The sequence below is a fragment of the Streptomyces sp. NPDC002577 genome (genome assembly GCF_053594815.1).
Genome location: NZ_JBSFWK010000012.1, coordinates 1 through 26,339, shown reverse-complemented (window position 1 = coordinate 26,339; position 26,339 = coordinate 1). Strand labels below are relative to the sequence as shown.

22 protein-coding genes and 1 pseudogene are annotated in these 26,339 nt (G+C 68.2%); 11 read left to right on the top strand and 12 right to left on the bottom strand.

The annotated features are described in order from the left end of the window. Window positions 1-76 precede the first annotated feature (76 nt). Complete coding sequence (locus tag ACWD4J_RS18250; protein ID WP_451396404.1) at window positions 77-1,519, top strand: carotenoid oxygenase family protein; 1,443 nt, start codon at window positions 77-79, stop codon at window positions 1,517-1,519. A 12-nt stretch (window positions 1,520-1,531) separates the two neighbouring features. Beyond that, window positions 1,532-2,440 (top strand): alpha/beta hydrolase, encoded by a 909-nt coding sequence (locus ACWD4J_RS18245; RefSeq protein ID WP_451396403.1) that lies wholly within the window; start codon window positions 1,532-1,534, stop codon window positions 2,438-2,440. A 183-nt stretch (window positions 2,441-2,623) separates the two neighbouring features. Here ACWD4J_RS18245 and ACWD4J_RS18240 read toward each other — a convergent pair whose 3' ends face one another. After that, window positions 2,624-3,550, bottom strand: coding sequence for an IclR family transcriptional regulator (locus ACWD4J_RS18240; protein ID WP_451396402.1), 927 nt, complete (start codon window positions 3,548-3,550; stop codon window positions 2,624-2,626). A 148-nt stretch (window positions 3,551-3,698) separates the two neighbouring features. Between ACWD4J_RS18240 and ACWD4J_RS18235 the strand changes: the two genes are divergently transcribed. From ACWD4J_RS18235 to ACWD4J_RS18225, 3 genes are read left to right on the top strand one after another with little or no spacing between them, the layout of a single operon-like run. Continuing rightward, on the top strand, window positions 3,699-4,913 hold the full coding sequence (locus ACWD4J_RS18235; protein ID WP_451396401.1) for an FAD-dependent monooxygenase: 1,215 nt from the start codon (window positions 3,699-3,701) through the stop codon (window positions 4,911-4,913). 7 nt (window positions 4,914-4,920) lie between these two features. Beyond that, on the top strand, window positions 4,921-5,850 hold the full coding sequence (locus ACWD4J_RS18230) for a dioxygenase family protein (RefSeq protein ID WP_451396400.1): 930 nt from the start codon (window positions 4,921-4,923) through the stop codon (window positions 5,848-5,850). After that, window positions 5,843-6,925, top strand: a complete 1,083-nt coding sequence (locus ACWD4J_RS18225; protein ID WP_451396399.1) for a maleylacetate reductase — start codon at window positions 5,843-5,845, stop codon at window positions 6,923-6,925. The genes ACWD4J_RS18230 and ACWD4J_RS18225 overlap by 8 nt, the downstream gene beginning before the upstream one ends. 339 nt (window positions 6,926-7,264) lie before the next feature. On the opposite strand, the gene ACWD4J_RS18220 is transcribed toward ACWD4J_RS18225, so the two are convergent. The 7 genes and pseudogenes from ACWD4J_RS18220 to ACWD4J_RS18190 all read right to left on the bottom strand — a co-directional run bounded on the left by ACWD4J_RS18220 (window position 7,265) and on the right by ACWD4J_RS18190 (window position 13,291). Next, window positions 7,265-8,158 (bottom strand): alpha/beta hydrolase, encoded by an 894-nt coding sequence (locus ACWD4J_RS18220; protein ID WP_451396398.1) that lies wholly within the window; start codon window positions 8,156-8,158, stop codon window positions 7,265-7,267. Window positions 8,159-8,350: 192 nt separating this feature from the next. After that, entirely contained in the window at window positions 8,351-9,544 is a 1,194-nt protein-coding gene (locus tag ACWD4J_RS18215) for a PucR family transcriptional regulator (protein ID WP_451396397.1), read from the bottom strand. Between the two features lie 251 nt (window positions 9,545-9,795). Next, window positions 9,796-10,860, bottom strand: a complete 1,065-nt coding sequence (locus ACWD4J_RS18210) for an oxygenase MpaB family protein (RefSeq protein ID WP_451396396.1) — start codon at window positions 10,858-10,860, stop codon at window positions 9,796-9,798. A gap of 64 nt (window positions 10,861-10,924) precedes the next feature. Next, window positions 10,925-11,281, bottom strand: a complete 357-nt coding sequence (locus ACWD4J_RS18205) for a hypothetical protein (protein WP_451396395.1) — start codon at window positions 11,279-11,281, stop codon at window positions 10,925-10,927. A gap of 115 nt (window positions 11,282-11,396) precedes the next feature. After that, window positions 11,397-12,044 (bottom strand): DUF2306 domain-containing protein, encoded by a 648-nt coding sequence (locus tag ACWD4J_RS18200; RefSeq protein WP_451396394.1) that lies wholly within the window; start codon window positions 12,042-12,044, stop codon window positions 11,397-11,399. Window positions 12,045-12,185: 141 nt separating this feature from the next. After that, window positions 12,186-12,299, bottom strand: a pseudogene (locus tag ACWD4J_RS18195) (IS5/IS1182 family transposase); the annotation flags it as partial. Window positions 12,300-12,667: 368 nt separating this feature from the next. Then, the gene (locus ACWD4J_RS18190) at window positions 12,668-13,291 is read right to left on the bottom strand and encodes a DJ-1/PfpI family protein (RefSeq protein WP_451396393.1); all 624 of its coding nucleotides are present in this window, start codon (window positions 13,289-13,291) and stop codon (window positions 12,668-12,670) included. Window positions 13,292-13,380: 89 nt separating this feature from the next. Between ACWD4J_RS18190 and ACWD4J_RS18185 the strand changes: the two genes are divergently transcribed. Continuing rightward, complete coding sequence (locus tag ACWD4J_RS18185) at window positions 13,381-14,718, top strand: aminotransferase-like domain-containing protein (RefSeq protein ID WP_451396392.1); 1,338 nt, start codon at window positions 13,381-13,383, stop codon at window positions 14,716-14,718. Between the two features lie 86 nt (window positions 14,719-14,804). On the opposite strand, the gene ACWD4J_RS18180 is transcribed toward ACWD4J_RS18185, so the two are convergent. After that, window positions 14,805-16,133 carry a PucR family transcriptional regulator gene (locus tag ACWD4J_RS18180; protein WP_451396391.1) on the bottom strand — a complete coding sequence of 443 codons (1,329 nt, stop codon included), beginning with the start codon at window positions 16,131-16,133 and terminating at the stop codon, window positions 14,805-14,807. Window positions 16,134-16,386: 253 nt separating this feature from the next. Between ACWD4J_RS18180 and ACWD4J_RS18175 the strand changes: the two genes are divergently transcribed. The 4 genes from ACWD4J_RS18175 (at window position 16,387) to ACWD4J_RS18160 (ending at window position 20,221) form a co-directional block, all read left to right on the top strand. After that, window positions 16,387-17,832 (top strand): aldehyde dehydrogenase, encoded by a 1,446-nt coding sequence (locus ACWD4J_RS18175; RefSeq protein WP_451396390.1) that lies wholly within the window; start codon window positions 16,387-16,389, stop codon window positions 17,830-17,832. 50 nt (window positions 17,833-17,882) lie between these two features. Next, window positions 17,883-18,935, top strand: coding sequence for an LLM class flavin-dependent oxidoreductase (locus tag ACWD4J_RS18170; protein WP_451396389.1), 1,053 nt, complete (start codon window positions 17,883-17,885; stop codon window positions 18,933-18,935). Further along, complete coding sequence (locus ACWD4J_RS18165; RefSeq protein ID WP_451396388.1) at window positions 18,935-19,456, top strand: flavin reductase family protein; 522 nt, start codon at window positions 18,935-18,937, stop codon at window positions 19,454-19,456. The genes ACWD4J_RS18170 and ACWD4J_RS18165 overlap by 1 nt, the downstream gene beginning before the upstream one ends. 177 nt (window positions 19,457-19,633) lie before the next feature. Next, window positions 19,634-20,221: a helix-turn-helix domain-containing protein gene (locus ACWD4J_RS18160; protein ID WP_451396387.1), complete on the top strand. Its 588-nt coding sequence runs from the start codon at window positions 19,634-19,636 to the stop codon at window positions 20,219-20,221. 185 nt (window positions 20,222-20,406) lie between these two features. Here the strand turns inward: ACWD4J_RS18160 and ACWD4J_RS18155 are convergent, their stop codons facing one another. Beyond that, window positions 20,407-21,936: an APC family permease gene (locus ACWD4J_RS18155; protein WP_451396386.1), complete on the bottom strand. Its 1,530-nt coding sequence runs from the start codon at window positions 21,934-21,936 to the stop codon at window positions 20,407-20,409. Between the two features lie 778 nt (window positions 21,937-22,714). On the opposite strand from ACWD4J_RS18155, the gene pdxR reads away from it, so the two are divergent. Beyond that, window positions 22,715-24,163: a MocR-like pyridoxine biosynthesis transcription factor PdxR gene (gene pdxR / locus ACWD4J_RS18150; RefSeq protein WP_451396385.1), complete on the top strand. Its 1,449-nt coding sequence runs from the start codon at window positions 22,715-22,717 to the stop codon at window positions 24,161-24,163. Between the two features lie 159 nt (window positions 24,164-24,322). On the opposite strand, the gene ACWD4J_RS18145 is transcribed toward pdxR, so the two are convergent. Both ACWD4J_RS18145 and ACWD4J_RS18140 read right to left on the bottom strand, forming a co-directional pair. Then, complete coding sequence (locus ACWD4J_RS18145) at window positions 24,323-25,294, bottom strand: ABC transporter substrate-binding protein (protein ID WP_451396384.1); 972 nt, start codon at window positions 25,292-25,294, stop codon at window positions 24,323-24,325. A gap of 63 nt (window positions 25,295-25,357) precedes the next feature. Beyond that, a complete protein-coding gene (locus ACWD4J_RS18140) occupies window positions 25,358-25,861 on the bottom strand; it encodes an SUMF1/EgtB/PvdO family nonheme iron enzyme (protein WP_451396383.1) in 504 nt (167 codons plus the stop codon). Window positions 25,862-26,339 lie beyond the last annotated feature (478 nt).

Genomic DNA, 26,339 nt, shown 5'->3' with positions numbered 1-26,339 from the left:
CTGGTCCCGACGTACAGAGACCCCTCCCGTTGGGCGACGGACAGGATCTCTTCACCGCATCGTCAGGGAGTCTGCAATGAAGCACACCACCCACATGGGCACGTCCGTGGAGAGCACGGACGAGGAGCCCCGTAATGCCTATCTGGAGGGTCCTTTCGCTCCGGTTTCGCAGGAGGTCACCGCCCGCGACCTCGAGGTGATCGGAAAGATCCCCGAGGAGCTGAACGGGCGCTTTCTGCGGGTCGGGTCCAACCCCAATCCGATCGACCCGGAGGACCCGCGGACCTACTCCTGGTTCTCCGGGACCGGCATGGTCTTCGGTGTGCGGCTGCGGGAGGGGCGTGCCGAGTGGTACCGCAACCGGTTCGTCCGCGACGACCAGATCTCGCCCAGCCTCGGCATGCCGCGCGTGCCCGGCCCGGATCAGCTGGCCCGCCGCGAGCCGTACCGGCAGCAACCGGGGCCGCGGTTCGTGGACACCAACGTGGCCAACACGTACGTGTTCGCCGTCGCCGGTCGCACGTACGTGTCAGCTGAGGCCGGTGTGCTGCCGATGGAGATCAGCTACGAGCTGGAGACCGTGGCGCGTACGGACTTCGACGGCACTCTGAACGGGTCCTGGACCGGTCACCCGCACCGCGACCCCGACACCGGTGACCTCCACGGCATCGCCTACTACTGGCAGTGGGATCACGCCAGTTACCAGGTCCTGGGCACGGACGGCAAGGTCAACAAGCGGATCGACGTCCCGGTTCACGGCCGGCCGGCCATTCATGACGTGGCGATCACCTCGCGCTACGCGATCTTCCTGGACGGCCCGATGGACTTCAACGTCAAGGCTCACGCCGACGGTCAGGGTTTCCCCTACGTGTGGGACCTGGAGTACCCGGTGCGGTGGGTGCTGTTGCCGCGCGATGGCGAGGCGGCCGATGTGAAGTGGTGCGAGAGCGACCAGACCTGTGTGTTCCACATCCTCAACGCCTACGACCTGCCCGACGGCAAGGTGGCGCTCGACGCGGTGAGCTACCCGAAGGTGTTCCAGAACGACCTGAGTGGACCCACCGAGTCCAAGGGGCGGTTGGAGCGCTTCATCCTCGACCCGGCCACCGGTCGTACCGTCGTGGAGCGGCTGGACGACCGGCCGCAGGAGATGCCGCGCCTGGACGACCGGTTGACCGGAAAGCAGCACCGCTACGGCTACTTCACCGGCCGACGCGGCTCCAGCGCCATCATCAAGCACGATCTGGACAAGCAGAGCACGGAAGCCTTCGAGCACGGTCCTGGCAAGGTCGGCATCGAGACGGTGTTCGTGCCCCGGACCCCGGACTCCGCCGAGGACGACGGCTGGCTGATGACGCACGTCATCGACATGCCCACGCAGACCAGCGAGATGCTGATCCTGCACGCCCAGGACCTTGCGGCCGGCCCCGTCGCCCGGATCAAGATTCCGCACCGTCCCAACACCGGGTTCCACGGCAACTGGATCGCTGACGAGGAACTCGAGCGGGCGAACGGCTGACGGGGGATCATCATGGCAACTCTCCCTCCAGACGTTCTCCGGCAACTGCGCACGATCGGCCGCGACTTCACTCCGGAGGCCATCGATGCGGTTCGCGCCCTGCTCGCGCCGCTGCACGAGGCATACGACTACCGGGCGCCGCGCGTGGAGCGGGATCTGCTCTACGGGCCGGATCCCCGCCATCGGCTCGACGTCCACACCCCGGACACCCAGGCCGCTGAAGGCGCCCCGGTCCTGCTGTTCGTTCACGGCGGCGGTTTCGTCGGCGGAGACAAGTCCGATCCGAGGCTGCCGTACTACGACCATCTCGGCGACTGGGCCGTCCGCAACGGCATGGTTGCGGTGACCATGACCTACCGGCTGGCGCCCCAGTACCAGTGGCCGACCGGCGCCGAGGATATCGCCGCCGCGGTGGCCTGGACCCGTAGCCACATCGCCGACCACGGAGGAGACCCCGACCGGATCGTGCTCGCGGGCCAGTCGGCCGGCGCGGCACACGTGGCGTCGTATCTGGCCGGTCATGCGGGCACCGGGGCAGACATCCTGGCCGGTGCGGTGATGCTGTCGGGGATCTACGACCCGCCCACCGCGGAGCAGAACTTCAGGCTCCACTCCTACTACGGCGAGGACGCGTCCGCGTTCGCCGGGCAGTCGGCGGTGCCGGGGCTGGTGGCCTCGGAGGTTCCCCTGCTGTTGGGGGTCGCCGAGCTGGACCTGCCCGACTTCCACCGGCAGGCGGTCGTCCTCCTTGATGCCTTCCTTGCCGCCCGGGGTGTACTACCGCTCTTCGCGACGGTTCCGGACCACACCCATCTCTCCGAGATCCTCGCGCTCGGACTGGACGACGATGCGTTCGGCGTACTGCTGGCGCGCTTCGTCCACCGTGTCACCGCGGCACGGTCCGCCGCTTTGACCCGCTGATCAGCCAGCCCCCTTATCTCCTTCGGAACCGACCCGTTCCGAAGGAGATAAGGGGGCTGAACTCGCAAGCCACCGGCCCTCCGCGACGCCCATGCTGGCTGACCTCAACTTCGACGTCACCATGGGGCGGGTGGAAGCGAAGCGGGCCGAGCCCAGGTTGCCGATCGGGACGCGGCAGGCCGACTACGGAGGACCTGCCCCTCGCACTCCGTGCTTTCTGTCTCCGGTGCCCCTCACCGGGGTCTCGGCGCACGGCATCGTGGTTGTTGCGGTCGGGGCCGATGAAGCCATACGGCGGAGCCCAGTCGGACGCGCCATTGAGGCGTCAGCGGTCCCCTGCCGCACCCCGACCGATGGCTGCCAGCCGAGTCCGCGGGACACGGCGAGGCCCGCCGCGATGACTGCGGGCCGCAGCGTGTGCAGATCCACCGACCCGCTGCTGACCACGACCGACAGCGCCGCGACGACCTCGCCGTCGGCGTTCATGACGCGGGTGGCGGTGGAGTCCACGCCCGGGGTCGTCTCCTCGCGGACCACGGCCACGCCGGTCCGGCGGCACTCGTCCAGTGCTTGCCGCAGCTGGGCCGGCTGGGTGAGGGTGCGCGGAGTGTGCGCCGTCAGGCCCTTCTCGATCACACGGTCCACGAGGTCGGGCCCCGCGTGCGCCAGCAGGATCTTGCCGACCCCCGAGCTGTGCAAGGGCAGCTTTCCTCCGACACGGGAGATCACGTCGACCGCGTTGCCGGCTGAGATGCGCTCCACGAGGACCGCTTCGGTGCCATCCAGCACGGCGAGCTGCACGTGCTGGCGCAGGGCGGTGTGCAGGTCGTCCATGAACGGCAGGGCGACGCTGCGCAGCGGCACGCTCAGCGGTGCCAGTGTGCCCAGCTGCCATATCCGGATGCCGACAGTGAAGCTGCCGTCCGGCGCCCGGTCGAGCGCTCCGGCCTCGACGAGCTCAAGGGCCAGTCTGCGCACCGTCGGATGCGGCAGCCCGGTCGCGCGGGTGAGCTCGGCCAGGGTCAGCCGGGACCGGCCGGGGCGGAAGGCGAAAAGTACCTCGAACAACCGTGAGCCCACACTGCGCCCGGTCCGGCTCGTCTGCGCCATGTGATCCTCCCTCGTTCTGCGATTCTCCCCGGCGTGGCCAGCGATTTCCCAGTCGGATGTTCACTCAGTGAACATCGCGCTTCAGCCGTCGTCGGCTGCCGGTGAGCATCGGAACCGTCACAGCTTTTGAGTTGAAGGAGCCGCCCCGATGCCCATGAACGTGCCCAGTCATACCGTCGGTGGACCGCGGATAGCCGTCATCGGAGGAGGCATCGGCGGGCTCGCCACAGCCGCCTTCCTCCACCGCGCCGGGCTCACGGCGACGGTCTACGAACAGGCCCCCGCGCTCAAAGAAGTGGGCGCCGGGCTCGTGGTCGCCCCCAACGCTGCCAGGCTGCTGCGCAGACTCGGCGTGATGGACCCGTTCCTCCGCGATGCGGTGCCGCTCGAGTGGGGATGGGAGTTCCGCCGCTGGGAGAACGGCGCGGTGCTCTCCGCAGAGCGGCTCAGCGGCGTCTGCGAGCGGCTCTACGGAGAGCAGACCTACGTTGTCCACCGGGCGGACCTGCTCGACGCCGTCAGGTCGGCCGTGCCTGCGGAGTGGCTGCGTCTCGGCGCGCGCTGCACCGCGGTCGAGGAGCTGCCGAATGGCGCACTGCTGCGCTTCGCCGACGGCAGCACGGTGGAGGCGGACGTCGTCATCGGTGCCGACGGGGTGCACTCGGTGGTGCGCGGCCTGGTCAGCGAGCCGTCCCCGCCGGAGGACTCGGGCATCTGCGCCTTCCGGGCGATCGTGCCCGCCGAGCAGGCACCCGACTTCGCGCGCCGCCGTGCTCAGACTCTGTGGATCGGGCCCGGCCGGCACCTGGTGCACTACCCGATCAGCGGCGGGCGGGCGGTCAACATCGTCGCCTTCGCTCCCGCCGGGGACGACACGGAGGAATCCTGGAGCGCCACGGCCACGGTGCAGGAGTTCCTCGCCGAGTTCGCTGACTGGGACCCGCGCGTGACCGACCTGATCAAGGCGAGCGGTACCCCCGGCAGGTGGGCGCTCCTGGACCGGGCGCCGCTGAGCCGGTGGAGCAGCGCGCGGACCACGCTGCTCGGCGACGCGGCCCACCCGATGTTCCCCTTCTTCGCCCAAGGCGCGGCGCAGGCCATCGAGGACGCCGCCGTCGTGGCCGCCTGTCTGGCCGAGGACCCGGACGACGTCGAGCGTGCCCTGAAGCGTTACGAGTCGACGCGGATCGCCCGTACGACCAGGCTCCAGGAGGTCAGCCACGACCGCGGCCGCATCAACCATCTGCCGGACGGGCCCGCGCAGCAGGCCCGCGACGCGGCACTGGCCGACCGCGACCCTCTGGTGGGCAACGGCTGGATCTATGGCTACGACGCCGCGACCGCGGCAATGGAAGGAAGGTAAGGCCGTCATGCCCGAGACTCCGATCACACCGAGTGACCGGCAACGCCGAGTCGAGGAGGACCTGGTCCGCACCGTACTGGCCTCGTTCGACAACACCCGGGACCCGCGGCTGCGGGAGCTGACGCAAGCCCTGGTGCGGCATCTGCACGCCTTCATCCGCGAGGTCCGGCTGACCGAGGCGGAGTGGCAGCAGGCCATCGACATCCTCACCGCGACCGGCCACATCACCACCGACCGCCGCCAGGAGTTCGTGCTGCTCTCCGACGTCCTCGGTGCCTCGATGCAGACCATCAACGTGAACAACGAGGCCTACGCCGACGCCACCGAGGCCACCGTGTTCGGACCCTTCTTCGTCGAAGAGTCACCCGAGATCCCGAAGGGCGGCGACATCGCCGGCGGTGCGTCCGGCGAGCCCTGCTGGGTCGAGGGCACCGTGACCGACACCGACGGAAAGCCGGTTTCCGGGGCACGGCTGGAGGTGTGGGAGGCCGACGCGGACGGCTTCTACGACGTGCAGTACGACGACGACCGGGTAGCCGGGCGCGCCCACCTGTTCACCGATGAGGACGGCACGTTCGCGTTCTGGGGTGTCACCCCTGTCCCGTACCCCATCCCGCATGACGGGCCGGTCGGCGCTCTGCTGGATAGGACAGGCCGCTCCCCGATGCGCGCTGCCCACCTGCACTTCCTGGCCACCGCGCCCGGGCTGCGCACGCTGGTGACGCACATCTTCGTCGAGGGTGACCAACTGCTCGGCGCCGACGCGGTGTTCGGCGTCAAGGAGTCGCTCGTCAAGCGATTCGAGCCGCAGCCCCTGGGGACCCCTGCGCCGGACGGACGTGACCTGGACGGTCGTACCTGGAGCCGGGTGCGGTTCGACATCGTCCTCGCTCCGGAAGCAGTGACCGCGTCCGCGGCGGAGGCGGATCATGAGTGAGACGGCGTTCACCTACGAGGCATTGCCCATGCGGGTGGTCTTCGGCGCGGGCAGCCTCGTGCAGGTGCCCGATGAGGTGGAGCGGCTGGGACTGCGCCGGGTACTGGTCCTTTCGACACCTCGGAGGCGCGAGCTGGCCGAGCAACTGGCTGCGTCGCTCGGCCCCGCTTCGGCGGGGATTTTCGACCAGGCGCGCGAGCATGTGCCCGCCGAGATCGCCGAGGCTGCCCGCATCGCGGCGAAGGACGCGGGCGCGGACGGCTGCCTCGCGGTCGGCGGCGGATCGACGATCGGCCTCGGCAAGGCGATCGCGCTGGAAACCGGACTGCCGGTGATAGCAGTCCCCACCACCTACGCGGGCTCGGAGATGACACCGGTGTGGGGGCTCACCTCACAGGGCCGGAAGCAGACCGGCCGCGATCCGGCCGTACTCCCGCGCAGTGTCGTCTACGACCCCGAGCTCACCGCCCAACTGCCCGTGGCGGTCTCCGTCACCAGCGGCTTCAACGCCGTCGCCCACGCGGTCGAGGCGCTCTACGCCCCTGACGCCTCGCCGATCATCTCCCTCATGGCCGAGGAGGGCGTACGGTCCCTGCTCTCGGCCCTGCCGGCCATCGCCACCGAGCCGGGCGACCCGGACGCCCGTGGCGAGGCGTTGCGTGGCGCATGGCTGTGCGGCGCCTGCCTGGGAGCGACAACGATGTCGCTGCACCACAAGCTCTGCCATGTCCTCGGCGGAACCTTCGGCCTCCCACACGCCGCCACGCACACGGTCGTGCTCCCGTACGCCACCGCCTTCAACCTCCCCGCAGCCCCGGCAGCGGAGCGGACCCTGCGCCGCGTAACCGACATATACGACGTGCCGGGACACCTCGCCCGTCTGTCCACCGCCCTCGGCGCCCCGCACTCGCTCGCCGACCTCGGCCTGACCGCCGCCGACCTGCCACAGGTGGCCGAGCAGGTACTTGCGGCCCCCTACGCCAACCCCCGACCGGTCACCCGCGATGCGTTGGAGTCTCTGCTCACCGATGCGCTGCACGGAACCCTGGCAGCGGGGGAGCGGGGCTCGTGCTGAGCCGATTCCGGGCAAGGGGACCCGCTGCTGCCGCTCTGGCCCGAGGAGTCGCCGGGGTCACGGTCGGTGGCGGACCGGCTCCGCCTACAAGGCATCCTCCGGGCCCGTCAGGCGGAAAAACAGCCGACAGCTCGCCGAGTACACGGGGCACAGTGCGCCGGGCGGCGATGGTGCCTGACAGCCGTGGTTTCGCCACCAACACGGAGCTGGCCAGGAACCTGGTCACCCGAGCGCTGGCGTCGTCACTGCGAACGGTCTGGACTTCTCCCGGACGGCTGTCGACGGCTCCCGCATTCGGGCGCCGAGTTCGGCCCTGACACCGCTTCGCGTCGGCCAGGATCAGCTACGCGGTCCCAAGCTCCCCACGAACCTCGCGAGCATCGTCCCGAAGGCCGCGTCGTCCATCCCGAGCGAGAGGATCTCCGACAGGTGCGTGTGACCGGGGACGGTCACGAACTGCGGGATCACACCGGTCCTGCGCCGGGCGGCGTCGAGCAGGGCGATGGCCTGCTGGTGGAAGTCCGGCATGTCGAACTCGGCGAGGCCGATGAGCAGCGGTACCCCGCATCCGAGCAGCCCGTCGATCGCTGATGCCGCCTTCTGCTGTTCCGCGTCGTCGGTGTAGTTGGCGTACAGCGGCGGGTTCTGCTCGGCGCTCGCCGGCTCGAAGATGCCCGACAGCAGGACAGCCCCGGCCACCCCGTCGGTACGAGTGCCGCCGTGCCCGGCGAGGTACGACGCGACGTGCGCGGCGCCCGCGGACTGGCCCGTGACGACGATCCTGGCGGGGTCACCACCGTACGACTCGATGTCGTCGCGCACCCAGTTCACCGCGGCGTCGATGTCCTGGGCGGCGGCGGGCCAGCGGTGCAGCGGGGCGAGGCGGTAGGTGATCGTCACCGCGACCATGCCGTTGCGGGCCGCCCAGCCGCCGACGTTGTCGTAGAAGGGCATGCCCTCCAGCATCTTGTCGCCGCCCGTGAAACCGCCGCCGTGGACGAAGACCAGGACGGGAGCGTCGGTCGTGTCATCAGCTCCACGGTGCACGTCGAGACGATGACGGGGGTCGGGTCCGTAGGCGATGTCCCGCTGGATCCTTGGCGCGGCGAACTCGTGCTGTGCCTGAAGCTGTGCGAACAGCCCGATGTTGGCGTCGATCGCCTCGGGCGTGAAGGCCCGGCCCAGACCACGCAGTTGCTCGAAGACCTCGGGCGTCAACAAGTTGTGCACCATCAGCGCTACTCTCATCTCCGTTGATGTGAGGGACCGGCCCGTTCAGGAAGGGCCGTCGGGTCCCATGTGAAGGGGCGCACTCATCAGGGCCGCCTTCCTGCCCCAGGATCATGTCCGGCACACAGGGGCGTCACCAGATGGTGAGCCCAAAGAATGTCGCGGCCGCTGTACCTTCCGTACAACGCCTGGGGGTCATGTGGGTCGGACACCGTGGCGTCTCAGCATCAGCGCCGCGTGCAGCTCCAGCGGCCGCTCGTCGAGCGGGTGGCCCAGGAGGCGTTCGGCCTTGGCGAGGCGGTAGACCACCGTGTTGCGGTGCACATGCAGCTCTTCAGCTGCCCTCACCAGATTCCGCCCGTGTCCGAAGTAGCTCAGCACGGTCTGCCGCAGGTCGACAACGGCGGGATCCTCGTCGTCGGCGAGGCCGCCCAACTCCTCGGCGACGAACCACTGAGCCTGCTGCTCGTCCTTGCTCAACAGCGCGAGCACGGAAACGTTCGGGTGGTCGAGGACCCCCTCGTCTCCGAGGAACCTGCCGATCCGCTCCGTCTCGCGTGCGGTCACAGTGGTCCGTCTGAACCCTGCCGGGCCCCTGCCCGGCGTCCCGATGGCGACCGCCACACCCTCGTTACCGCCCAGGTATGCGCGCAGGCCGGCCAGCGCCTCCGCCGAGAACGACTGTGGCGCGGCCAGCCAGCACAGCAGGGTGCCGGGCCGCGTGTCGTCCGGCAGCGTCAGCAGACCGGGCGCGCCTACCGTCTCGGCGGCTCGGGCCGCGATCCGCTCCAACCCGACCCGCGCCCGTGAGGCGTCGCGCTTCACGGCCCGCATCACCAGCGCCAGATGCCAGTACCCGAGGTCGAGGCCGAGTACCTCGCCGGCGTAGGGCTCGTCGACGTCCTGGCCCTCCACCAATGCCTGGATCATCTGCCGACGCCTGGTCATCGCCTGCGCGAGAGTGCGCTCCCGCTCGGCGAGATACTCATTCACCATCCCGGCGACACAGAAGTCGAAGAAGTGGGAGACCTCACTGGGCAGAGCACGTACGAGGGAGACACGGTCCTCTTCCGGCCCGATCCGCATGACCTCGTCCAGCAGGGACTCCAGGCAGATCTCCTGGACGAGCCGCATTCCGGTCATGAAGTCCTCGTACGGCGTTTCCTCGCGCGCGAGCGCCTGCGCGACGTTGACCTGCTGGGCGTTCAGCATGAACTGCTCACCGTTGGTGACAAGGTGTTGCAGCAGCGACAGCACGGTGACGCCGATGGCGTCGCGGGTGTCGTCGGCGAAATGGGCGGCGAGGTCCGGCTCCATCGTCGCGATCACCCCGTCGGAGCAGCGACGCGCCACCTCCAACGCCCACCCGGCCGCAGCCTCCCCGATCACCGCCGCTTCGCCTCGCGCTGGCGTTTCGGCCGGCGCGGAATCCCCGACCCGCCCCAAGCCTCGAACGAACTCCGGGGCCAACGGGGAGCGGCGAGCGTTCACCACCCTTGACCTCCACCCTGCGCTGTCCCTGGTCACCACCGATGCCCACCGCCTTCCACTGACTCTCGTCATCGGTATCACCGGGTCACCGGGGGCGCTGCCGTGAACCACGGCCGCGCCCCCGGTTCCCGCCGTGGACGATGTGGTCGTCACAGCGGGATCTCGACGTCCTCCACGGCCTTGCCGCTCTTACGGGCCATCGCGACCACGGCATGCGCCGGACACCCGGTCGGCAATCCGGTAGCCGGGTCGGCTCCGGCCCGGGCAAACGCGATCCGGTGGGCGTTCACGTCCACCGCGTTGGAGATGTCGCCCTTCTTCGCGGCCGTCACCCGCATCCGGTCGGGGACGGAGATCTTCGGGTCCGGGAGCAGGACCTCGGGCAGGAAGTTGGCCTTGAGAGCCCACCGTCCAAGCCGCCTGGCGATCGGTGAAGGCTGCTTGAGCTGGAACGTCTTCATGACCTGCGGGTGGAGCGTGCAGGTGATCATCGCCCGCCCGATCGGCAGCAGCGGACGCGGGAACCAGGTCTCGGCGTACCGGTCCAGTGCGATGTGGGCGAACTTCGAGCCGGTCGGGTTCGCACCCACGTCCTGGCCCAGGTAGTCGTCGACGATCCGCTCCATCTCCTCGAAGGTGCGGGGCAGTTCCGAGGTGACCTCGGTCATGAGGCGTCCGTCGCCGAGTGTGAAGGATTCCGACAGTTCGTTCCAGACCTTGACCGCGGCCGCCTTCTGCTTCGGGCTCCAGCCGGGCAGCCCCAGGGTCGCCAGGATCCGGTGGTGGAAGGTGGCGAAGTAGGCGCAGACGTAGATGTAGTCCTCGATGCGGTTCAGCGCGTCCGGGTACTGCTTGGCCCAGTGCTGGTGGAGCTTGTTGACGACCCCGACAGACACCTCGGTAACCGGCGACCCGGGGCCGTGCTCGTACCAGCTGACGAGGTGGCCCATGGTGTCGGAGCTGCGGCGATCGCTCTTGTTCAGGAAGGCGCCGTCGTCGTTGCGGAAGATCGCCTGGGCCGTCCGCTCGCTGGTCACGAAGTGGAACACGTGAAACCAGAACTGGAAGTTCCCGAGCATCGGCGTGCCGTAGTACGTGGTGGAGAGCCGGTAGATCTCCGCGTAGTCGGTCTCGGGATCGAGTTCCTCGATCCGCCGACGAATCCACTTGCCCGACTTGGCGGGGGACTTCTGACTCGATGCTTGCCGTTCCATCTCCGCTCCTGACCTGTTGAATCGGTAACTGTCTCTGCCAGTCTTGGCTGGGGGCAGGGCAGAGTCACCGGCCACGGTGCCAACGTTGGGAGGCGGCGTTGTGCGAATCGACCAATAACTCCTGCGGCAATAACGGGCCGCTGTCCTTCCAGCCGCCGAATGGCGTGGCGTGGTTGGAGCCGAAGAAATTCACCCCGACGCTCCCGGTGTCCAGGCGCATGGCGAACTCCGTCGCATGCTTCTCGTCGGCGAGGTGCCGCACGCACACCACCTGGTGCAGTACTGGAACCTGGAACCAGGTCGCAGTCATGTAGCCGTCCTCATCCCACACGGTACGGAAGCGGTAGGGCAACGCGACCGCGTAGAGGAGTACCTGCTCGCCGCGAGCGAGACCAGTGCCGAGAGGGATCTGCTCCGGCACCCTGACGACTCGATCACGTCCCACCTGGCCGACAGCGGCATGTCCCGGCAGGACGTGGACAGCAACGTCAAACTGGTGATCTCCGGCGGCGTGAACGAACCCCAGCACTCGCTGCTCACCACGGTCTGGGTGCCGGTCGTGCCTTCTCGCTGCGGCGGATCCACCAGGCGGCGAAGAGGAGATTTGGTACCCAGCTCGACCAGCCTGTGATCGTCAACGCGAACGACGAACCCATGCCGAGAGCGATCATCGTGGGCAGCTGGAACCGGAGGGTCACAGCGGCGTAGGTCATGGCGTAGTTGTAGATGGCCCATCGGCGGTGTGCCTCGACGTTGCCCTTGCGGATGGCCCCGTAGGTGAGAAACGCGGTGCCGACCCAGAAGCTGCCCAGAGCGGCGAAGCCGATGTCGCCGAGGGTATAGGCGATCGAGTTCTTGGCCACGTAGATCGAGGCCAGGCCACCGCAGAGGATGGCGATCAGGTACACCCGGCCGAGCCAGACGTGCACGCGCGGATTGCGGACGCGCAGCGACGACCTCAGCTGAAACGGACCGATGGCCATGGCTATGAGGGAGCCGTAGATATGGAAGTAACCGGTGGGGTTGGACAGCAGGCGCTGCTTCACGGCGGGGTCGCCCGGCGGAGTGCCCACCATGAAGTACAGCGAGTAGCTCGCGATCAGCAGTGCAGGAACCGTCATCAGCAGCCAGCCGGCACGCCGGTCGGTAGATGCGGGTGGAGCCGCGAGCGTCGAAGTCGTCATTCCCTGCCTCAGAAGGTGACGGGTGTGGGTTCACCCGGAGGTACTTGTATGCGTTGACCAGGCTCCGGCAGCACACGCTCGGCGTCATGGTGATGAGCGTCCAAAGTCGACGCCTTCGACTATGCAAAAAATACAAAGGCCTCAGCGCTGTCGCTCCAAGGTGGGGACGGCTGCGGCGATCGACGACATTCGATTCGGGCTGTACCGGGCCCTGCGGAAGATCCGTCACGACTTCAGTCGTACGACGCCGTGTTCACCGGCAGCCGTCATCGATCTGCTCGCCGACCTCACGCGGGGTGACGATGATCGTGGTGACCCACTCGACCAGGGCGTGAGGTAGGTCGAGTGCGGCAGGACTGAGAACCAACCAGGCTTCTGCGCAGGTGAGTTGAGACTTTGAACACCTCTCTCAACGGCACGGGAGCCTCGTGCGTTGCGGACACCGACACCGACACCGACACCGACACCGACACCCTCACTCGATCAGCGGCCCCGCGTCGTTCGTCGCTTTGAGACCCCCTGCCCAAGAGTCCGGTAGGTGTTCGGGCCGCGAACGACCGGCCGGGCCGCCGGGGCGTGGCTTCCTGGCCGGTCGCGGCCAGTCGCTGCTTGCGACTGGTTGTTCAGACGAGCGCCGGTGTGGCAGCGGGCAGGTAGGGGTTGATGTTGCGCCAGGCGCGCTCGATGTATTCCTCCTTCTCGCCGACCGGAGCGACATAGTGCAGCGCGCTTTCGGCGGCGTCGTTGCCCTCGAGGCGGGCGATGATCCAGGCAGCGAGGTAGTGCGAGGCCAGGCAGCCGCCGGCGGTGGCGATGTTGTCCTTGGCGTAGAAGGGCTGGTTCAGCACCTCGACGCCGGCGGCGACGACCCAGGGCTTGGTGATCAGGTCGGTGCAGGCGGGGATGTCGCCCAGCAGGCCGAGCTTGGCCAGCACGAGCGCGCCGGAGCACTGTGCCGCGATGAGTTGGCGCGAGGGGTCCAGGCGGCGCAGGACGTTCATGATCGCTGGGTCTTCGACGACCTCGCGGGTGGCGATGCCACTGCCGACGATGACGGCGTCAGCGGCGCACGCCTCCTCGAGGGTGGACATCTGCTCGATGACCACCCCGTTCATCGACGTCACCTTGGGGCTGGGGGTGGCGATGGTGACGCGCCAGTCGTCGGTCTTGATGCGGTTGAGCACCCCGAGCGCGATCAGGGAGTCGAGCTCGTTGTAGCCCTCGAAGGTGAGGATGGCGATGTGCACGGCGGCTGTCCTTTCCGGTGGGTGGGTCTTGGACGGTAAGGAGCCACGAACAGGACAGTCAAAGAATTGTCATGCGTACAATCCGGTGCATGGCAGCCTCGCGGTACAAAACGCTGGTCGACGCGCTCGCAGCCGACATCCGGACCGGGCGGCTCGCCGCGGGCGTGCGGCTGCCGACACACCGCGGGCTCGCCGCCCGTGAGGGCATCGCCGTGGTGACCGCGACCCGGGTGTACGCCGAGCTGGAAACGATGGGTCTGGTGAGCCGCGAACAGGGCCGCGGTACGTTCGTGCGTGACATCGCGGTTCCCGCCGGTCACGGCATCGATCAGCAGGTCGTCGCCACGGATGCGGTCGACCTCAACTTCAACTATCCGTCGCTGCCCGGGCAGGCCGATCTCCTTCGGCAGGCCCTGCGAGAGGTGGCTACCTCCGGTGATCTCGACTCGCTGCTGCGCTACCAGCCACATCGAGGGCGTCCCCAGGACAGAGCCTCGATCGCACGGCACCTGAGGCGGCGAGGAATCACCACTGACGCGGATCAGATCCTCATCGTCAACGGTGCCCAGCACGGCCTGGCCATCACCGTCATGGCCGCACTCAACGCCGGCGACGTCGTCGCGGTCGACGCACTCACCTATCCGGGTTTCAAGGTGCTCGCGCATGCCTTTCATCTCGACCTGGAGCCCATACCCGCAACCGCCGACGGGCCGAATCTCGATGCCCTCGAGAAGCTGTGCGCGACCCGGCCTGTGCGCGCGATCTACACCATGCCCACCCTGCACAACCCTCTGGGCTGGGTCATGTCGGCAACCGACCGAACCCGTCTGATCAAGATCGCTCGACAGCATGGTCCGCTCATCATCGAAGACGCCTCCTACGCCTACCTGGTCGAGGACCCTCCACCGCCTCTGGCCGCAACCGCGCCGGACATCACCGTCTACGTCTCGGGACTGTCCAAGAGCGTCGCCACCGGCCTCCGGGTCGGCTTCGTCGTCGCCCCGCCATCCGCGGTGCCGTCGCTCGAACGCGCGATTCGGGCGACTACCTGGAACACCCCGGCCCTCACCACCGCGATCGCCTGCCGCTGGCTCGAGGACGGCACGGTGGACCACTTGGAAGCGCAGAAACGAGACGACGCCAAGGCCCGCCAAGCACTCGCCAAACAGGAGCTGGGCGGCCTACCGCTCATCAGCCACCCCTCGTCCTACTTCACATGGCTGCCGCTGCCCGACGACGCACGCGCCGATCGCCTGACCGCCACCCTCGCGCGTCAGCACATCTCGGTATCCACGGCCGAGCCGTTCACCACTTCGATGCACACACCGCAGGCGATCCGCCTCGCTCTGGGCTCGACCGATCTGGACAGTCTCCAGTCGACGCTGCGTACAGTTCGACGAGTCGTTGTTGAGGACGCCTACGCTTGAACTCCCCTGGCCGGCCGCCCCTCCCTGAGGCATCGATCTCTCCCGCCATCACACGTGGCAGGGAATTGTCGGGGCCAGGCCCACCACTACGGCCTGCCTGCGGCGGTCACGAGGATCGAGTCCCCCAGCTGATCCGCGAGGGTGAGGGCGGCATGCGTCGTGAACGGTCGTTCGTCCAGTGAGCGGCCCAGCAGGCGTTCCATGTTCTGGAGGCGGTAGACCACCGTGTTGCGGTGGACGTGCAGTGCCTCTGCGGTCCGCACCAGGCTCTTGCCGTTGTTCATGAAGCACAGGGCGGTGTCCCGCAGGTCGGCGAGCGTCGCGTCGTCCGGGGCGAGGAGGGGACCCAGCTCCTCGGTGACGAACCACCCCGCGCGCTCCGGGTCGGCGGTCAGCAGAGCCACAGCTCCGACGTCCGTGTAATGGACGGTTGTTCCGTGTCCCGCCATCTGCGCCACGCGCTCGGCGTCGCGGGCTCCGAGGTGGCTGCGCCGGAATCCCTTCGGACCCGTTCCGGCGGGACCGATGGCGGTGCGGATGTCGTCGAACTGGGCGAAAAGATCGTCGAGGGTGTCGACATGGTGGGAGGGGAAGGGCGTCGGGCTGGTGATCCAGCACAGCACCGCGCCCGTGTCGCTGTCGTCCGGCAGGATGAGCGGGGGAGGGGCGTGCAGGGCCCGAGCGGCGCGGGCCGCGATGTCCTGAGGATCGCTGCGCAGCGTTGCGCTGCGATCGCGCGGCCAGACGACGAGCGCCAGGTGATGTTGCGTCAGGTCGATGCCGAGGGTGTGGTTGGCAGCGTCGATCGGCACCTGCTCGCCGGCGACCAGGGCGGAGGCGACCCGTCGCTGATCCGACAGGGTCTGGGCGATGGACCGCTGTCGTTCGGCGAGGTACTCCTCGACGACGCTCGACACGTTGTGGTCGAAGTATGAAGACACGATTCCGGTTACCGAGCGCAGGAGTTGAGGGCGGTCCGCCACCTGCGGGTGCCAGGACGCCCGGTCGAGTACGGACTCCAGGACGATGTCCTGGACCCGCCGCAGTCCGGCCACGAACGCCTCATACGGATCATCCAGCCGCGCCATGGTGGTGACCAGCGCCTTCTGCCAACGATCGAGCTCAGCCCCCTCCTCGGCCCCGGTGAAGCTGCGCACCACGGACAGCAACATCATCTCGAGACCGTGCCGCGTGCCGTCTTCCAGCAGCTTGGCCCGCTCGGGCCCCATCAGGACGACCACCGTGTCCGCGCACCGGCGCCCCGTCTCGATCGCCCAGCCCACCGCTCCGGCAGGTAGGCCCTTACTCGCGGCCTCGAGCTCCGCAGGCTCGTTCGTCGGCGTCACTTCCTGCCCGTCGGGCGCCAGCCGCTCCACGAACTCCGCCAGGACACGCGCTTTGTCGCTCTCGACCATGAGGTGATTGTACGAATCATACGAGCGAGAGGTCAAAGGTTGGACACCTCTCATGATGACCACCGTCTCTCCTGCTCACACACTGGCGGTGACGTACAGAGGTCCCGCCGATGGGTCACGCGCGAGACCCTCCACGGCGTCCGGCAAGTCCAAGGAGCTGGGCCGCGCCCACGCCCCGCACCACCTCGGCTTCAGGCTTCACGGCGGGATCTTCCGCGACTGAGCGAGCCGCCATTGCGTCAAAGGAGACGTCATGACCATCGAGTACGACCGTCTGTTCATCGGCGGGGAGTGGGTGCCGCCGTCGAGCGGGGCGAGAATCCAGCTCACCTCCGCGAGCACGGAGGAGACCGTCGGCTCCGTGCCGGAGGCCGTGGAGGCCGATGTGGATGCCGCGTTGGTGGCGGCCCGCCGGGCTTTCGACGACCCGGCCGGTTGGTCCGGGTGGTCGGCCGGACGTCGGGCGGCTGCGATGCGGTCGCTGGCCGATCAGATGGAGGCACGGGCACCTGAGTTGGCCCATAGCGTGAGCAGCCAGAACGGCATGCCCCTGCAGCTCTCCGCCGGCATTGAGGCCACTTCGCCCGTCATGCTGCTGCGTCATTTCGCCGACTACATAGAGACCTTGCCGCTGGAGGAGGAACGCGCCCATGTGCTGGGCGGCACGACCGTCGTACGGCGTGAGCCGGCCGGGGTGGTGGCGGCGATCGCGCCGTGGAACTTCCCGCAGATCCTCGCGGCGTTCAAGTACGCGCCCGCCCTGGCCGCCGGATGCACCCTCGTCCTCAAGCCCTCCCCGGAGACCCTGCTCGATGCCTTCCTGTTCGCCGAGGCCGTGGCCGCCTCCGATATTCCGCCGGGTGTGGTGAATCTCGTTCCCGGCGGGCGGGAGACGGGTGCGTATCTCGTCGCGCATCCCGATGTGGACAAGGTCGCGTTCACCGGTTCGACGGCTGCGGGGCGGAACATCGCGGAGGCGTGCGGCCGACTCCTGCGCCCGGTGACGCTGGAGCTGGGCGGCAAGTCGGCAGCGATCGTCTTGGAGGACGCCGACCTGGATCTGACGAGGATCGGCCAGGACCTCTACGCGTCCACGCTACTCAACGGCGGCCAGACCTGTTACATCGGAACCCGCATCCTTGCTCCGCGCTCCCGGTACGACGAGGTGGTCGGTACGATCGCCGGTCTGCTGTCCTCCCTCAAGATCGGGGACGCTCTGGACCCGACCACCCAGCTCGGTCCGATGGTGTCGCAAGTGCACCGGGACCGGGTGGAGGGCTACATCGCCAAGGGCAAGGCTGAGGGCGCCCGGCTGGTGGTCGGCGGCGGCCGTCCGAAGGGCATGGACCGCGGCTGGTTCGTGGAGCCGACGCTCTTCGCCGACGTCGACAACCGGTCGACCATCGCTCAGGAGGAGATCTTCGGACCGGTCCTGTCGGTGATCCCGTACACGGACGTCGACGACGCCGTACGACTGGCCAACGACTCCGACTTCGGGCTGGCCGGAACGGTGTGGACCACCGATCCGGAGCGCGGGCGTGCGGTCGCCCGTCGTATCCACACCGGCACCATCGGCATCAACCGCTACACGCCCGACCCCGGTTCTCCGTTCGGTGGCGTCAAGGCGAGCGGTCTGGGACGCGAACTCGGCCCGGAAGGCCTGGCGACCTACCAGAACCTCAAGTCGATCTACTGCTGAGGACGCTCAGCGTTCGTCACCTCTACCCTCCCCCGTACAAAGGCACACTCATGACCTTCACCTTCGGAATCTTCGACTCCTTCGATCTCGGTGACTCGACCCCGGGTCAGGTCATCGCCGACCGCCTCGACTTCGCGGTCGCCGCCGAGGCGGCCGGCATAGCCCACTACCACGTGACGGAGCATCACGGCACCCCGCTGTCCGTGTGCCCGTCGCCGAACCTCTTCCTCGCGGCACTCAGCCAGCGCACCACCACCCTCCGGATGGGCGCCCTGGTTCACGTACTTCCGATGTACGACCCCTTGCGCCTGGCCGAGGAACTCGCCACCCTCGACCAACTCAGCCACGGCCGCCTCGACGTCGGCGTCGGCAGCGGCGTCAGCCCCTACGAGCTCGCGTACTTCGGGATCGAGCGGGACCGGGCGCGCGCCCTGTACGCCGAGATCCTGGAAGCCGTCACCGGGGCCCTCACCACCGGTCGCATGACCCACACCGGGCGCCTCCTGCGCGACTACGACGTGGAGTTGTCCATCGGTCCCGTTCAGCGCCCGCACCCGCCGCTGTGGTACGCGTCCAGCAACACGAACACGGCGGAGTGGGCAGGCTCCAACAACGTCAACTTCGTCGGGCGTTGGAACGGCGGCACCTTCCGAGGAGCGGCCGAGACCTACTGGCGTGCCTGGCACGCCCGCGAGGACCGGCCCGAGCAGGCGCCCCACCTCGGAGTCGCCGCCAACATCTACATCGCCGACACCGACGAAGAGGCCCTGGCCCGCTACCGCAAGGCCAACGACGTCTTCGCCCGCCAGCTGACGAAGCTCTGGCACGAGCACGACGACCACCGTGTCGACGTCTACGCCGACACGGACGGCGCCCTGCGCGCGGGAACGGCTCTGGTCGGCTCGGCGGAGACCGTCCGAGACCTCCTCATCGCGCAGGTGGAGCAGGTGCCGGTGAACTACTTCGAGGCGACACTGGCCTTCGGCGACCTCTCCATCGAGGAATCCCTTGCCAACCTGAACGCCTTCGCCGAGACCGTGATGCCGGCCGTCCGCGAGGCCGCCGAACGCCGCGACGAGCGGTCTGCGCGGGAGGGTGAGTAGTGGACTCCACGACCGTCACCGAGGAACGGAGCGTCGACTCGACGCTGTTCCGCTCCGTCCTCGGGAACTTCTGCTCAGGCATCACGGTGGTCACGGCCCTGGGGGCCGACGGCCCGCTGGGCATGACGTGCCAGTCCTTCTCGTCGCTCTCGCTCGACCCGCCGCTGGTGCTCTTCAGCCCCGGGAAGGCGTCGAGGACATGGCCGCAGATCCGGGACACCGGCGCTTTCTGCATCAACATCCTCGCCGAGCACCATCAGGCGCTCAGCAACCAGATGGCGCGCTCCGGCACGGACAAGTTCGCCGGGGTCGACTGGGACGCCACCACGCTCGGTGCACCCCGCCTGGCGGGAGTGGCGGCCTGGCTCGACTGCACCTTCGAGACCGAATACGACGGGGGTGACCACACCATCGTCGTCGCCAAGGTCCACGACCTCTACGCCGCGCCCGAGGCTCGCCCCCTGCTCTATTACCAGAGCCGGTACACGGCCTTGGCCAGGCCGGACGAGCCGATCCGCTAGGTCGTGTCAGATGGGTCGCGTGACTCGCAGTGTGGGGAATCGTTTCGGTCGACGTGGGGCGCGGCGATCTCTCTGATGACGAATGGACTCGGCTGGAACCTGTGCCGTTCGGAAACTCATCGTTGCTGTTCGGAGTCGGTCTGGCGAGCCACGACGGCTTGCTGGAACCCTGTCCGTGTGGTCGTCTCACTGGTGTACCAGTACCAGGTGGCATGGAAGCTGCTCGCGGTCCCGGCCGTGCTGGTGCGTCGGGATGCAGCCAGAGATGCCGGGTTGTTGGTGCTGCGGCACGAGAACGCGGTGCTGCGCAGGCAGCTCACGGGACCGGTGCGGTACGAGCCGGCGGATCGACTGTGGTTCGCGGCGCTGTCCTCGCTGATCGCCCGACGCCGGTGGCCGCAGGTGTTCCCGGTGATGCCTGCGCCCCTGCTCGCGTGGCACTGCAGACTGATCGCGCGCAAGTGGGACCACAGCATGCGCCGGAGCAGGCCGGAGCAGGCCGGAGCAGGCCGGAGCAGGCCCGGGAGGCCGTCGGCCGCGGGCGCGGTGAAGGCACTGGTTCTGCGGCTGGCCAAAGAGAATCCGCGTTGGGGCTGCCGTCGGATCCAGGGCGAACTCGTCCGCCTCGGACACCCGGTGGTACCTGGAACGAGACCCACGCCCGGCACATCCTCGACGCCTACGCCGATCACTACAACCGCCATCGTCCGCACCAGGCTCGAGGGCAGCTTCCTCCCCTTGCCCGGGAGCATCCGGCACCCGTGACCGGCCTCCCCGCTCACCGATTCCTACGAACCGAGTGCTCGGCGGCGCCATCAACGAGTACCGATATGCAGCATGACCAGCAGCGACGAGTTTTCGAGCGGTACAGGCACCTTTGGCTGAGCCGGGCGGAGGCGCTGGGGGCAGGATGGGACTCGTGCCCAGCATGGTTGTCGAGATCCCGTGTGCTATTCCTTGGCGGCAGGTGACGTGCGGGTCGGCTTGCCCAGTGCCCAGAAGAGCACGCCGAGGAGCATGAACCCGGCGAGCGGGACGGCCTCCGTCAGCAGGTACTTCCAGCGCTCGTCGTAACTCCAGCCGTCCGGCGCGTAGTCGGAGCCGAACCAGTGGTCGCCGAGTCCGGGGGCGACCAGCTGCATGCTGGCGAACAGGACGAGCAGGGTGAGCACCACGCTGATAGTGCGGGGGAAGGGTGCCTTGTAGGGCCGGGGGACGTCCGGGGCCTTGCGGCGCAGTACCGCGAGCGCCGGGAAGATGCCCAGGTAGCTGACGAGGGTGGTGGAGACGGCGAGGCCGAGGACGGCGCCGAAGAGCTTGGCGGCGCTGCCGTTGGTCAGTTCGTGGGCCAGGACCAGGACGACGGTGGAGACCACCCCGCTGAGGATGTTGACGCGTACCGGGGTGCCGAACCGGCTGGAGATGACGCCGAGGAAGCGGGGCGCGGCGCCGTCGTAGCCGGAGACGGCGAGTGCGCGGTCGGAGCCCATGACCCAAGTGACGCCGGAGGACAGCACCGTGAGGATGAACATGATCGCGGCGAGGTCCCCGAGCAGGCTGCCGGCGCCGCTGAGCGTGGCGGTGCCGTCGGCGGCGACGTGGCCGCCGTACACGGTGAAGACCTGCCGGATCGCGTCGATGAATCCGCCGAGGCCAGTGATGGCCTTGACCGGCAGGACGAGCAGGATGCCGAGGATCGGCAGCGCGTACAGCAGAACGGCGAGGCCGGCGCTGCGGAAGATGGCGAAGGGTACGTCCTTCTGGGCGTCGGTCATCTCGTCGCCGGCGGTGTTGGGCAACTCGAAACCGACATAGTTGAACATCAGGACGGGCACCAGGCCGACGAATCCCGCGTAGGTCGGGGAGAAGTCGCCGATCCCGAATCCGTGCAGGCCGTGCTGGATGCCGTACACCACGACGGTGACGGTGAACAGGCCGAGGAGGATGAAACGGCTCCAGGCGCCGACGGTGGGAATCCACTTGCCGATGTCGAAGGAGAGGATCGCGGCGAGCACGCCCACCCAGACGAACACGAGGGTGAAAGCGTAGAAGGCCGGGGTGCTCAGGTCCTTCCCGTTGTTGAAGAAGGTGGTGTAGGCCGTGACGGCGGAAACGGAGAGCGTGCCGCCGAGCCACACCGGATTGGTGATCCAGTACAGGAAGTTGTTGACGGCACCCGCGAGTCGCCCGAAAGCCCGACTGGTCCAGATGTAGGGACCGCCCTCGTCGAAGAACGCGGCCCCGAGTTCGGCGGTCAGCAGCGCGGAGGGCACGAAGAACACGACGGCCAGCACGATGAGCCAGGTGAAGGCCTCGGCACCGGACGAGGCCACGGTGCCGATGGTGTCCACCCCGACGATGGTGCAGAGGAGGAAGAAAAGGATGTCGAAGCGGCCGAAGTGCTTGCGCAGCTTCTGCCGTTCCGTCTGGGCTGCTGCCGGCGCGTCGGTCGGCTCGGAAGTTATCTGGTCAGCGGCCACCGGGAGCTCCTGCGTGCTCGTGAATACGGGTGAGATCCGGCCCATGATCCGCCGCCGTCGCACAAGCCCACAAGCGTTCATATATAAGTCTTGACCATCACTTCTCCGCCCGAATGCAACGGAAACCGCACCGAAACATGGGAATGAGCCCACGCCAACCAGATGGCGTTGGCCGCGGGCTGCGGCGATCTCATCCGTGCCTGTCGCCGCCGGATCCGTTCGCCGGGTCGGGTAGCTGCCACCCGGCCGCCAGCCGGTGCTGGCGGGCGAGGTCGGCCTCGATGGGCCACGGTTCCCGGCCATGGCCTGGCGTGGTCTGCTCCCAGACTTTCAAAGGGGGTCGTGGGAATGCCCGACCCCCTGCCCGATTCCCGTGTCCCCTTGACGGCGAGCGCTCCATGTCGGGGTGGTGCGTGCATCAAGACGTCGAATGCAGTTGTTCGTTGGGACAGCGGGACGGAGCGCCATCGGCCATCCGGGGTCACTGCGCGGGTCAGGACCGGTTCCTGTAGGTGAGGAAGACCGCCTTGTACGTGCGGTCGGAGAACCGACAACTGCTGCCCTCGGCCCGCGTGGCCGGCTCGGGCTCCACCGGTCCGGACTTCCTCGGTCCGCGTCGGACATAACGCCGCAGCGCGCGCCACGAGAGGCGGTGGCCAGCGGTGCTCGGCCTGTTGCTGCTGCTGTTGAGGCTGCTCACAGTAACTGTCCTTTCTCGGTTCGTGAGTTGCTGAGATCGACCGTAGATCGGATCGGACTGCCGCTACGATCCAATGATGTGCCACAACAACGGACCAATCTGGCGTGGGACGTCCTGCTGGTCCCGACCGCGCACCGCGGAAGCCTGAGCGAACGGCTCACTGCGGCGATCCGTGCCGCGATCCGCGACGGCCGACTGCCCCACGGCACAGCGCTGCCGCCCAGCCGAACCCTCGCCGACGAACTGGACATCTCGCGCTGGACAGTCACCCAGGCCTACGGGCAACTGATCGCCGAGGGCTACCTGGAGGCACGCACCGGCTCGGCGACCCGGGTGCGCTGGGTCCCCGAACCCGCGCAGCAACCCACCGCTACCCCGCCGCCGGCACCGATCCGCTACGACCTCAACCCCGGCCGCCCGGACCTGCGCGCCTTCCCACGGCAGCGCTGGATCAAGGCCCTGCGCGCAGCCGCCGACACGGCCTCCTTCGCGGACCTGGACTACCCCGCACCCGGCGGTACCCCGCACTTGCGCGAGGTGCTCGCCGCCTACCTCAACCGGTGCCGCGGCGCCGCGGCCGACCTCGCATCCGTCAGCATCTGCTTCGGAGCCGCCCAGGGCATGCTGCGGATCTGCCAGGCACTGCGAGCGGACGGCCACACCGCCATCGCCGTCGAGGACCCCGGCCCTACCCGCCTGTGGCAGGCCGCCAGCACGGCGGGCCTCACCCTGGTGCCCGTATCCGTGGACGAGCACGGCCTGGTGGTCGCCGACCTGGCCGAACACCCCCAGGTGCGGGCCGTGTGCGTCGGCGCGGCCCACCAATTCCCGCTGGGACCCGTGCTCGCACCCCACCGTCGCGCCGCCCTGCTGAGCTGGGCCCGCGACACCGACGGCCTTATCGTCGAGGACGACTACGACGCCGAATTCCGCTACGACCGGCCCGCAACGGCCGCCATGCAAGGCATGGAGCCACGCAGGGTGGCGCTGCTCGGCTCGGTGAGCAAGACCCTCGGACCCTCCGTCGGCATCGGCTGGATCGTGACCCCGCCCCGGTGGACCACCGCCCTGCACGCCGAAGACCCGCTGCTGCTGATGCCACCCGTGCTCAACCAACTCGCACTGGCCTCGATGCTGGAATCCGGCGCATACGACCGCCACCTCCGTGAGGCGCGGACCCGCTTTCGCCGTAGACGCGCCGCCCTGATCCAGGTCCTCGACGCGATCCCCGGCTGCACCGTTCGCGCAGCGGAAGCCGGCCTGCACGTACTGCTCGACCTGCCACCCGGTACCGACGCCGCCGCCCTGCTCGCAACGATCAGCCGCCGCGGCCTGGCCGCAGCATCCCTGGACGCCTTCCGGATTCGGCCGGCGCACGAGGCCCAACCGACCCTCGTCCTGGGCTATGGCAACCTGGCCGACCAGTCCGTCAGCGCCGCCGCCCACCTCCTGGCCGACGCCCTGCAGGGACGACCGGTCCGCACACGCCAGGCCACTGCAGAAGACAGCCGCGATATCACCGTCTGACGGCCACCGCGCGATTACTTCGACTGCCTTCACAAACACTGAATGATCACGATCGGGCCGTACGCCACCTCGGCCCCGGCTGGCACCAGATAGTGCGCCCCGACCAGCCGGGCCGGGTCGACAGACCGCCGGTCACGTAGTCGTTGTGCTCGGCCTGTACTACTCGAGCCAGGCCTTGACCTTGTCGGGGTTTGCCTCGACCCACTTCTTCGCCGCCGCCTCCGGCGACAGCTTGTCCAGCGCGATGTACTTCGCCACGGTGTTCTGGTCTTCGTTGGTCCACTTGAAGTTCTTCACCAGCTCGTAGGCTGGACTGCCCGACTTCGCGAACCTGGTACTGACGATCTTGTCGAGATCGAAGACGGGGTAGTCGCAGGCGACCTTCGCCGACTCGGCGTCACAGCCCGCTGTGTGTTTGGGCAGTGCGACGTGGACCAGCGGCACCTCCGAGAAGAACCACTGCGGCTCGTAGAAGTAGCCGATCACCCATTTCTTGTTCTGCTCGGCGTCCCGGAAGGCCTGGATGAGCGCGGTCTCGCTACCCGCGTACACCACCTTGAAGTCCAGCTTCAGGTTCTTCACGAGCGCTTCGTCGTTGGTCTGGTACGACGGGTCGCCGTCCAGCAGTTGGCCCTTGCTGCCCGATTCGGAGGTCTTGAAGTGGGCGGCGTACTTGTTGAGGTTCTTCCAGCTTGTGATGTCCGGGTACTTCTTCGCGAGCCACGGTGGGATGTACCAGCCGATGATGCCCCTGTTGCCGGTCTGGCCGAGGTCGACGGCGGTCTTCTGCTGGGTGATGTACTTCTTCTTCAGGTCCTCGTGGCCCCAGTTCTCCAGGATGGCGTCGACCTCGCCCGTCTCGAACCCCTGCCAGCCGATCTCCGCCTTCAGGTCCTTCTTCTCGACCGTGCAGCCGAGTTCGTGCTTTGCGACATAACCGGCGACCGCCGCGTCCGCTTCATAGCCGACCCACGGGTTGACGGCGAGGTTGAAGGTGCCGCACTTGCCCGAGCTGCTGTCCGTCCCGGCCGAGCTGTCACCGACTTTCGCCCCGCCGCATGCGGTGAGGGTGAGACCGAGTACCGCCATGCCCGCCGAGACGGCGCGCCACTGTCTTGCTCGCTGCGCCATGGTCCTGCTCCTTGTGCGCCGACGCGTCGCGCCGTGGTCTGAGTGATGGGGGTCGAACAGGGATCAGGGCATGTCCACAGCGCACCGGAATCCCACGTTGCCGGTTGCCGAATCCGGGGGGAGGCCCTGTCTCGCGGCGACCCGATAGCGGCGGCAGTAGGAGGCGTGGCACAGGTAGGAGCCGCCCTTGGTGACGCGCGTCTGTCTGTCGCGCGACGGGGAGAACGAACTGCTGCACGCCGTCCGGCGACCGGGCGGCGGACCGGCGGCCGGCCCGGCCGGCCGCCGTCCACCGGGCGACCACCGACGGCATGGTGCCCGTTCCCGCCGGCGGATTCCAACTTCGCTGCTTCGATCAGGAACAGGTCCTGCAGCTCTCGCCGGTGTTCGCGCACCAGCCGCCCAGCGGGGGGAAGCGAATCTACGAAACTTGGGGCAGTTCAAGGACTCCGGATCCGAGGGCAGCTCAAGTAGCGCTGCTGTTGCGCTCGTGACTGGGCAAGGACGGCTTGTTACAGGTGCAAGCAGTCTCTGGCGGGCATATGTAGAGGGGCAACCGGACGGCACGTCTTCACAGGGCTCCCTACGGCCAATACCGTGTGATTAGAGGGCGATGCTGCTCTTTAGGACTCTAAGTGGGGTAAATGCACTTGACTGGGGGTCAAGGGGGCGCAGGTTCAAATCCTGTCGTCCCGACAGAGATGTCGGAAGTTTACGCAGGTGAGGGGCGCTCTTCGGAGTGCTCCTAACGCGTGTTCGGGAGCAAACTGGGAGCCCTCGTCGCTCGAAGTCGGCGGCCAGGATGGCTTCGGCTTGGGAGCGGAGGAAGGCGGCCCAGGTGGATCCGCGGCGGGGCAACGACGGGGGCACCGCCCCGCCGAGCGCATCCCCCGTGAGAGCTACCGATGGCGTCCGCTCGCGGGTGAATCGCGGATGTCGCGGTGTTCCTAGCGTGGTCGTCGGGTCGCCGCCTGGGCGGCCGGCTACCAAGGGGAGGCCATGATGCACGCGTCATCCACCACGCGCCACGAGGCGGGCCGCGACC

Excerpts from the sequence above, each read along its gene's own strand:
- ACWD4J_RS18250 (WP_451396404.1), top strand. The coding sequence starts at position 77 with ATGAAGCACACCACCCACATGGGCACGTCCGTGGAGAGCACGGACGAG.
- ACWD4J_RS18245 (WP_451396403.1), top strand. The coding sequence starts at position 1,532 with ATGGCAACTCTCCCTCCAGACGTTCTCCGGCAACTGCGCACGATCGGC.
- ACWD4J_RS18240 (WP_451396402.1), bottom strand. The coding sequence starts at position 3,550 with ATGGCGCAGACGAGCCGGACCGGGCGCAGTGTGGGCTCACGGTTGTTC.
- ACWD4J_RS18235 (WP_451396401.1), top strand. The coding sequence starts at position 3,699 with ATGCCCATGAACGTGCCCAGTCATACCGTCGGTGGACCGCGGATAGCC.
- ACWD4J_RS18230 (WP_451396400.1), top strand. The coding sequence starts at position 4,921 with ATGCCCGAGACTCCGATCACACCGAGTGACCGGCAACGCCGAGTCGAG.
- ACWD4J_RS18225 (WP_451396399.1), top strand. The coding sequence starts at position 5,843 with ATGAGTGAGACGGCGTTCACCTACGAGGCATTGCCCATGCGGGTGGTC.
- ACWD4J_RS18220 (WP_451396398.1), bottom strand. The coding sequence starts at position 8,158 with ATGGTGCACAACTTGTTGACGCCCGAGGTCTTCGAGCAACTGCGTGGT.
- ACWD4J_RS18210 (WP_451396396.1), bottom strand. The coding sequence starts at position 10,860 with ATGGAACGGCAAGCATCGAGTCAGAAGTCCCCCGCCAAGTCGGGCAAG.
- ACWD4J_RS18200 (WP_451396394.1), bottom strand. The coding sequence starts at position 12,044 with ATGACGACTTCGACGCTCGCGGCTCCACCCGCATCTACCGACCGGCGT.
- ACWD4J_RS18185 (WP_451396392.1), top strand. The coding sequence starts at position 13,381 with ATGGCAGCCTCGCGGTACAAAACGCTGGTCGACGCGCTCGCAGCCGAC.
- ACWD4J_RS18180 (WP_451396391.1), bottom strand. The coding sequence starts at position 16,133 with ATGGTCGAGAGCGACAAAGCGCGTGTCCTGGCGGAGTTCGTGGAGCGG.
- ACWD4J_RS18175 (WP_451396390.1), top strand. The coding sequence starts at position 16,387 with ATGACCATCGAGTACGACCGTCTGTTCATCGGCGGGGAGTGGGTGCCG.
- ACWD4J_RS18170 (WP_451396389.1), top strand. The coding sequence starts at position 17,883 with ATGACCTTCACCTTCGGAATCTTCGACTCCTTCGATCTCGGTGACTCG.
- ACWD4J_RS18145 (WP_451396384.1), bottom strand. The coding sequence starts at position 25,294 with ATGGCGCAGCGAGCAAGACAGTGGCGCGCCGTCTCGGCGGGCATGGCG.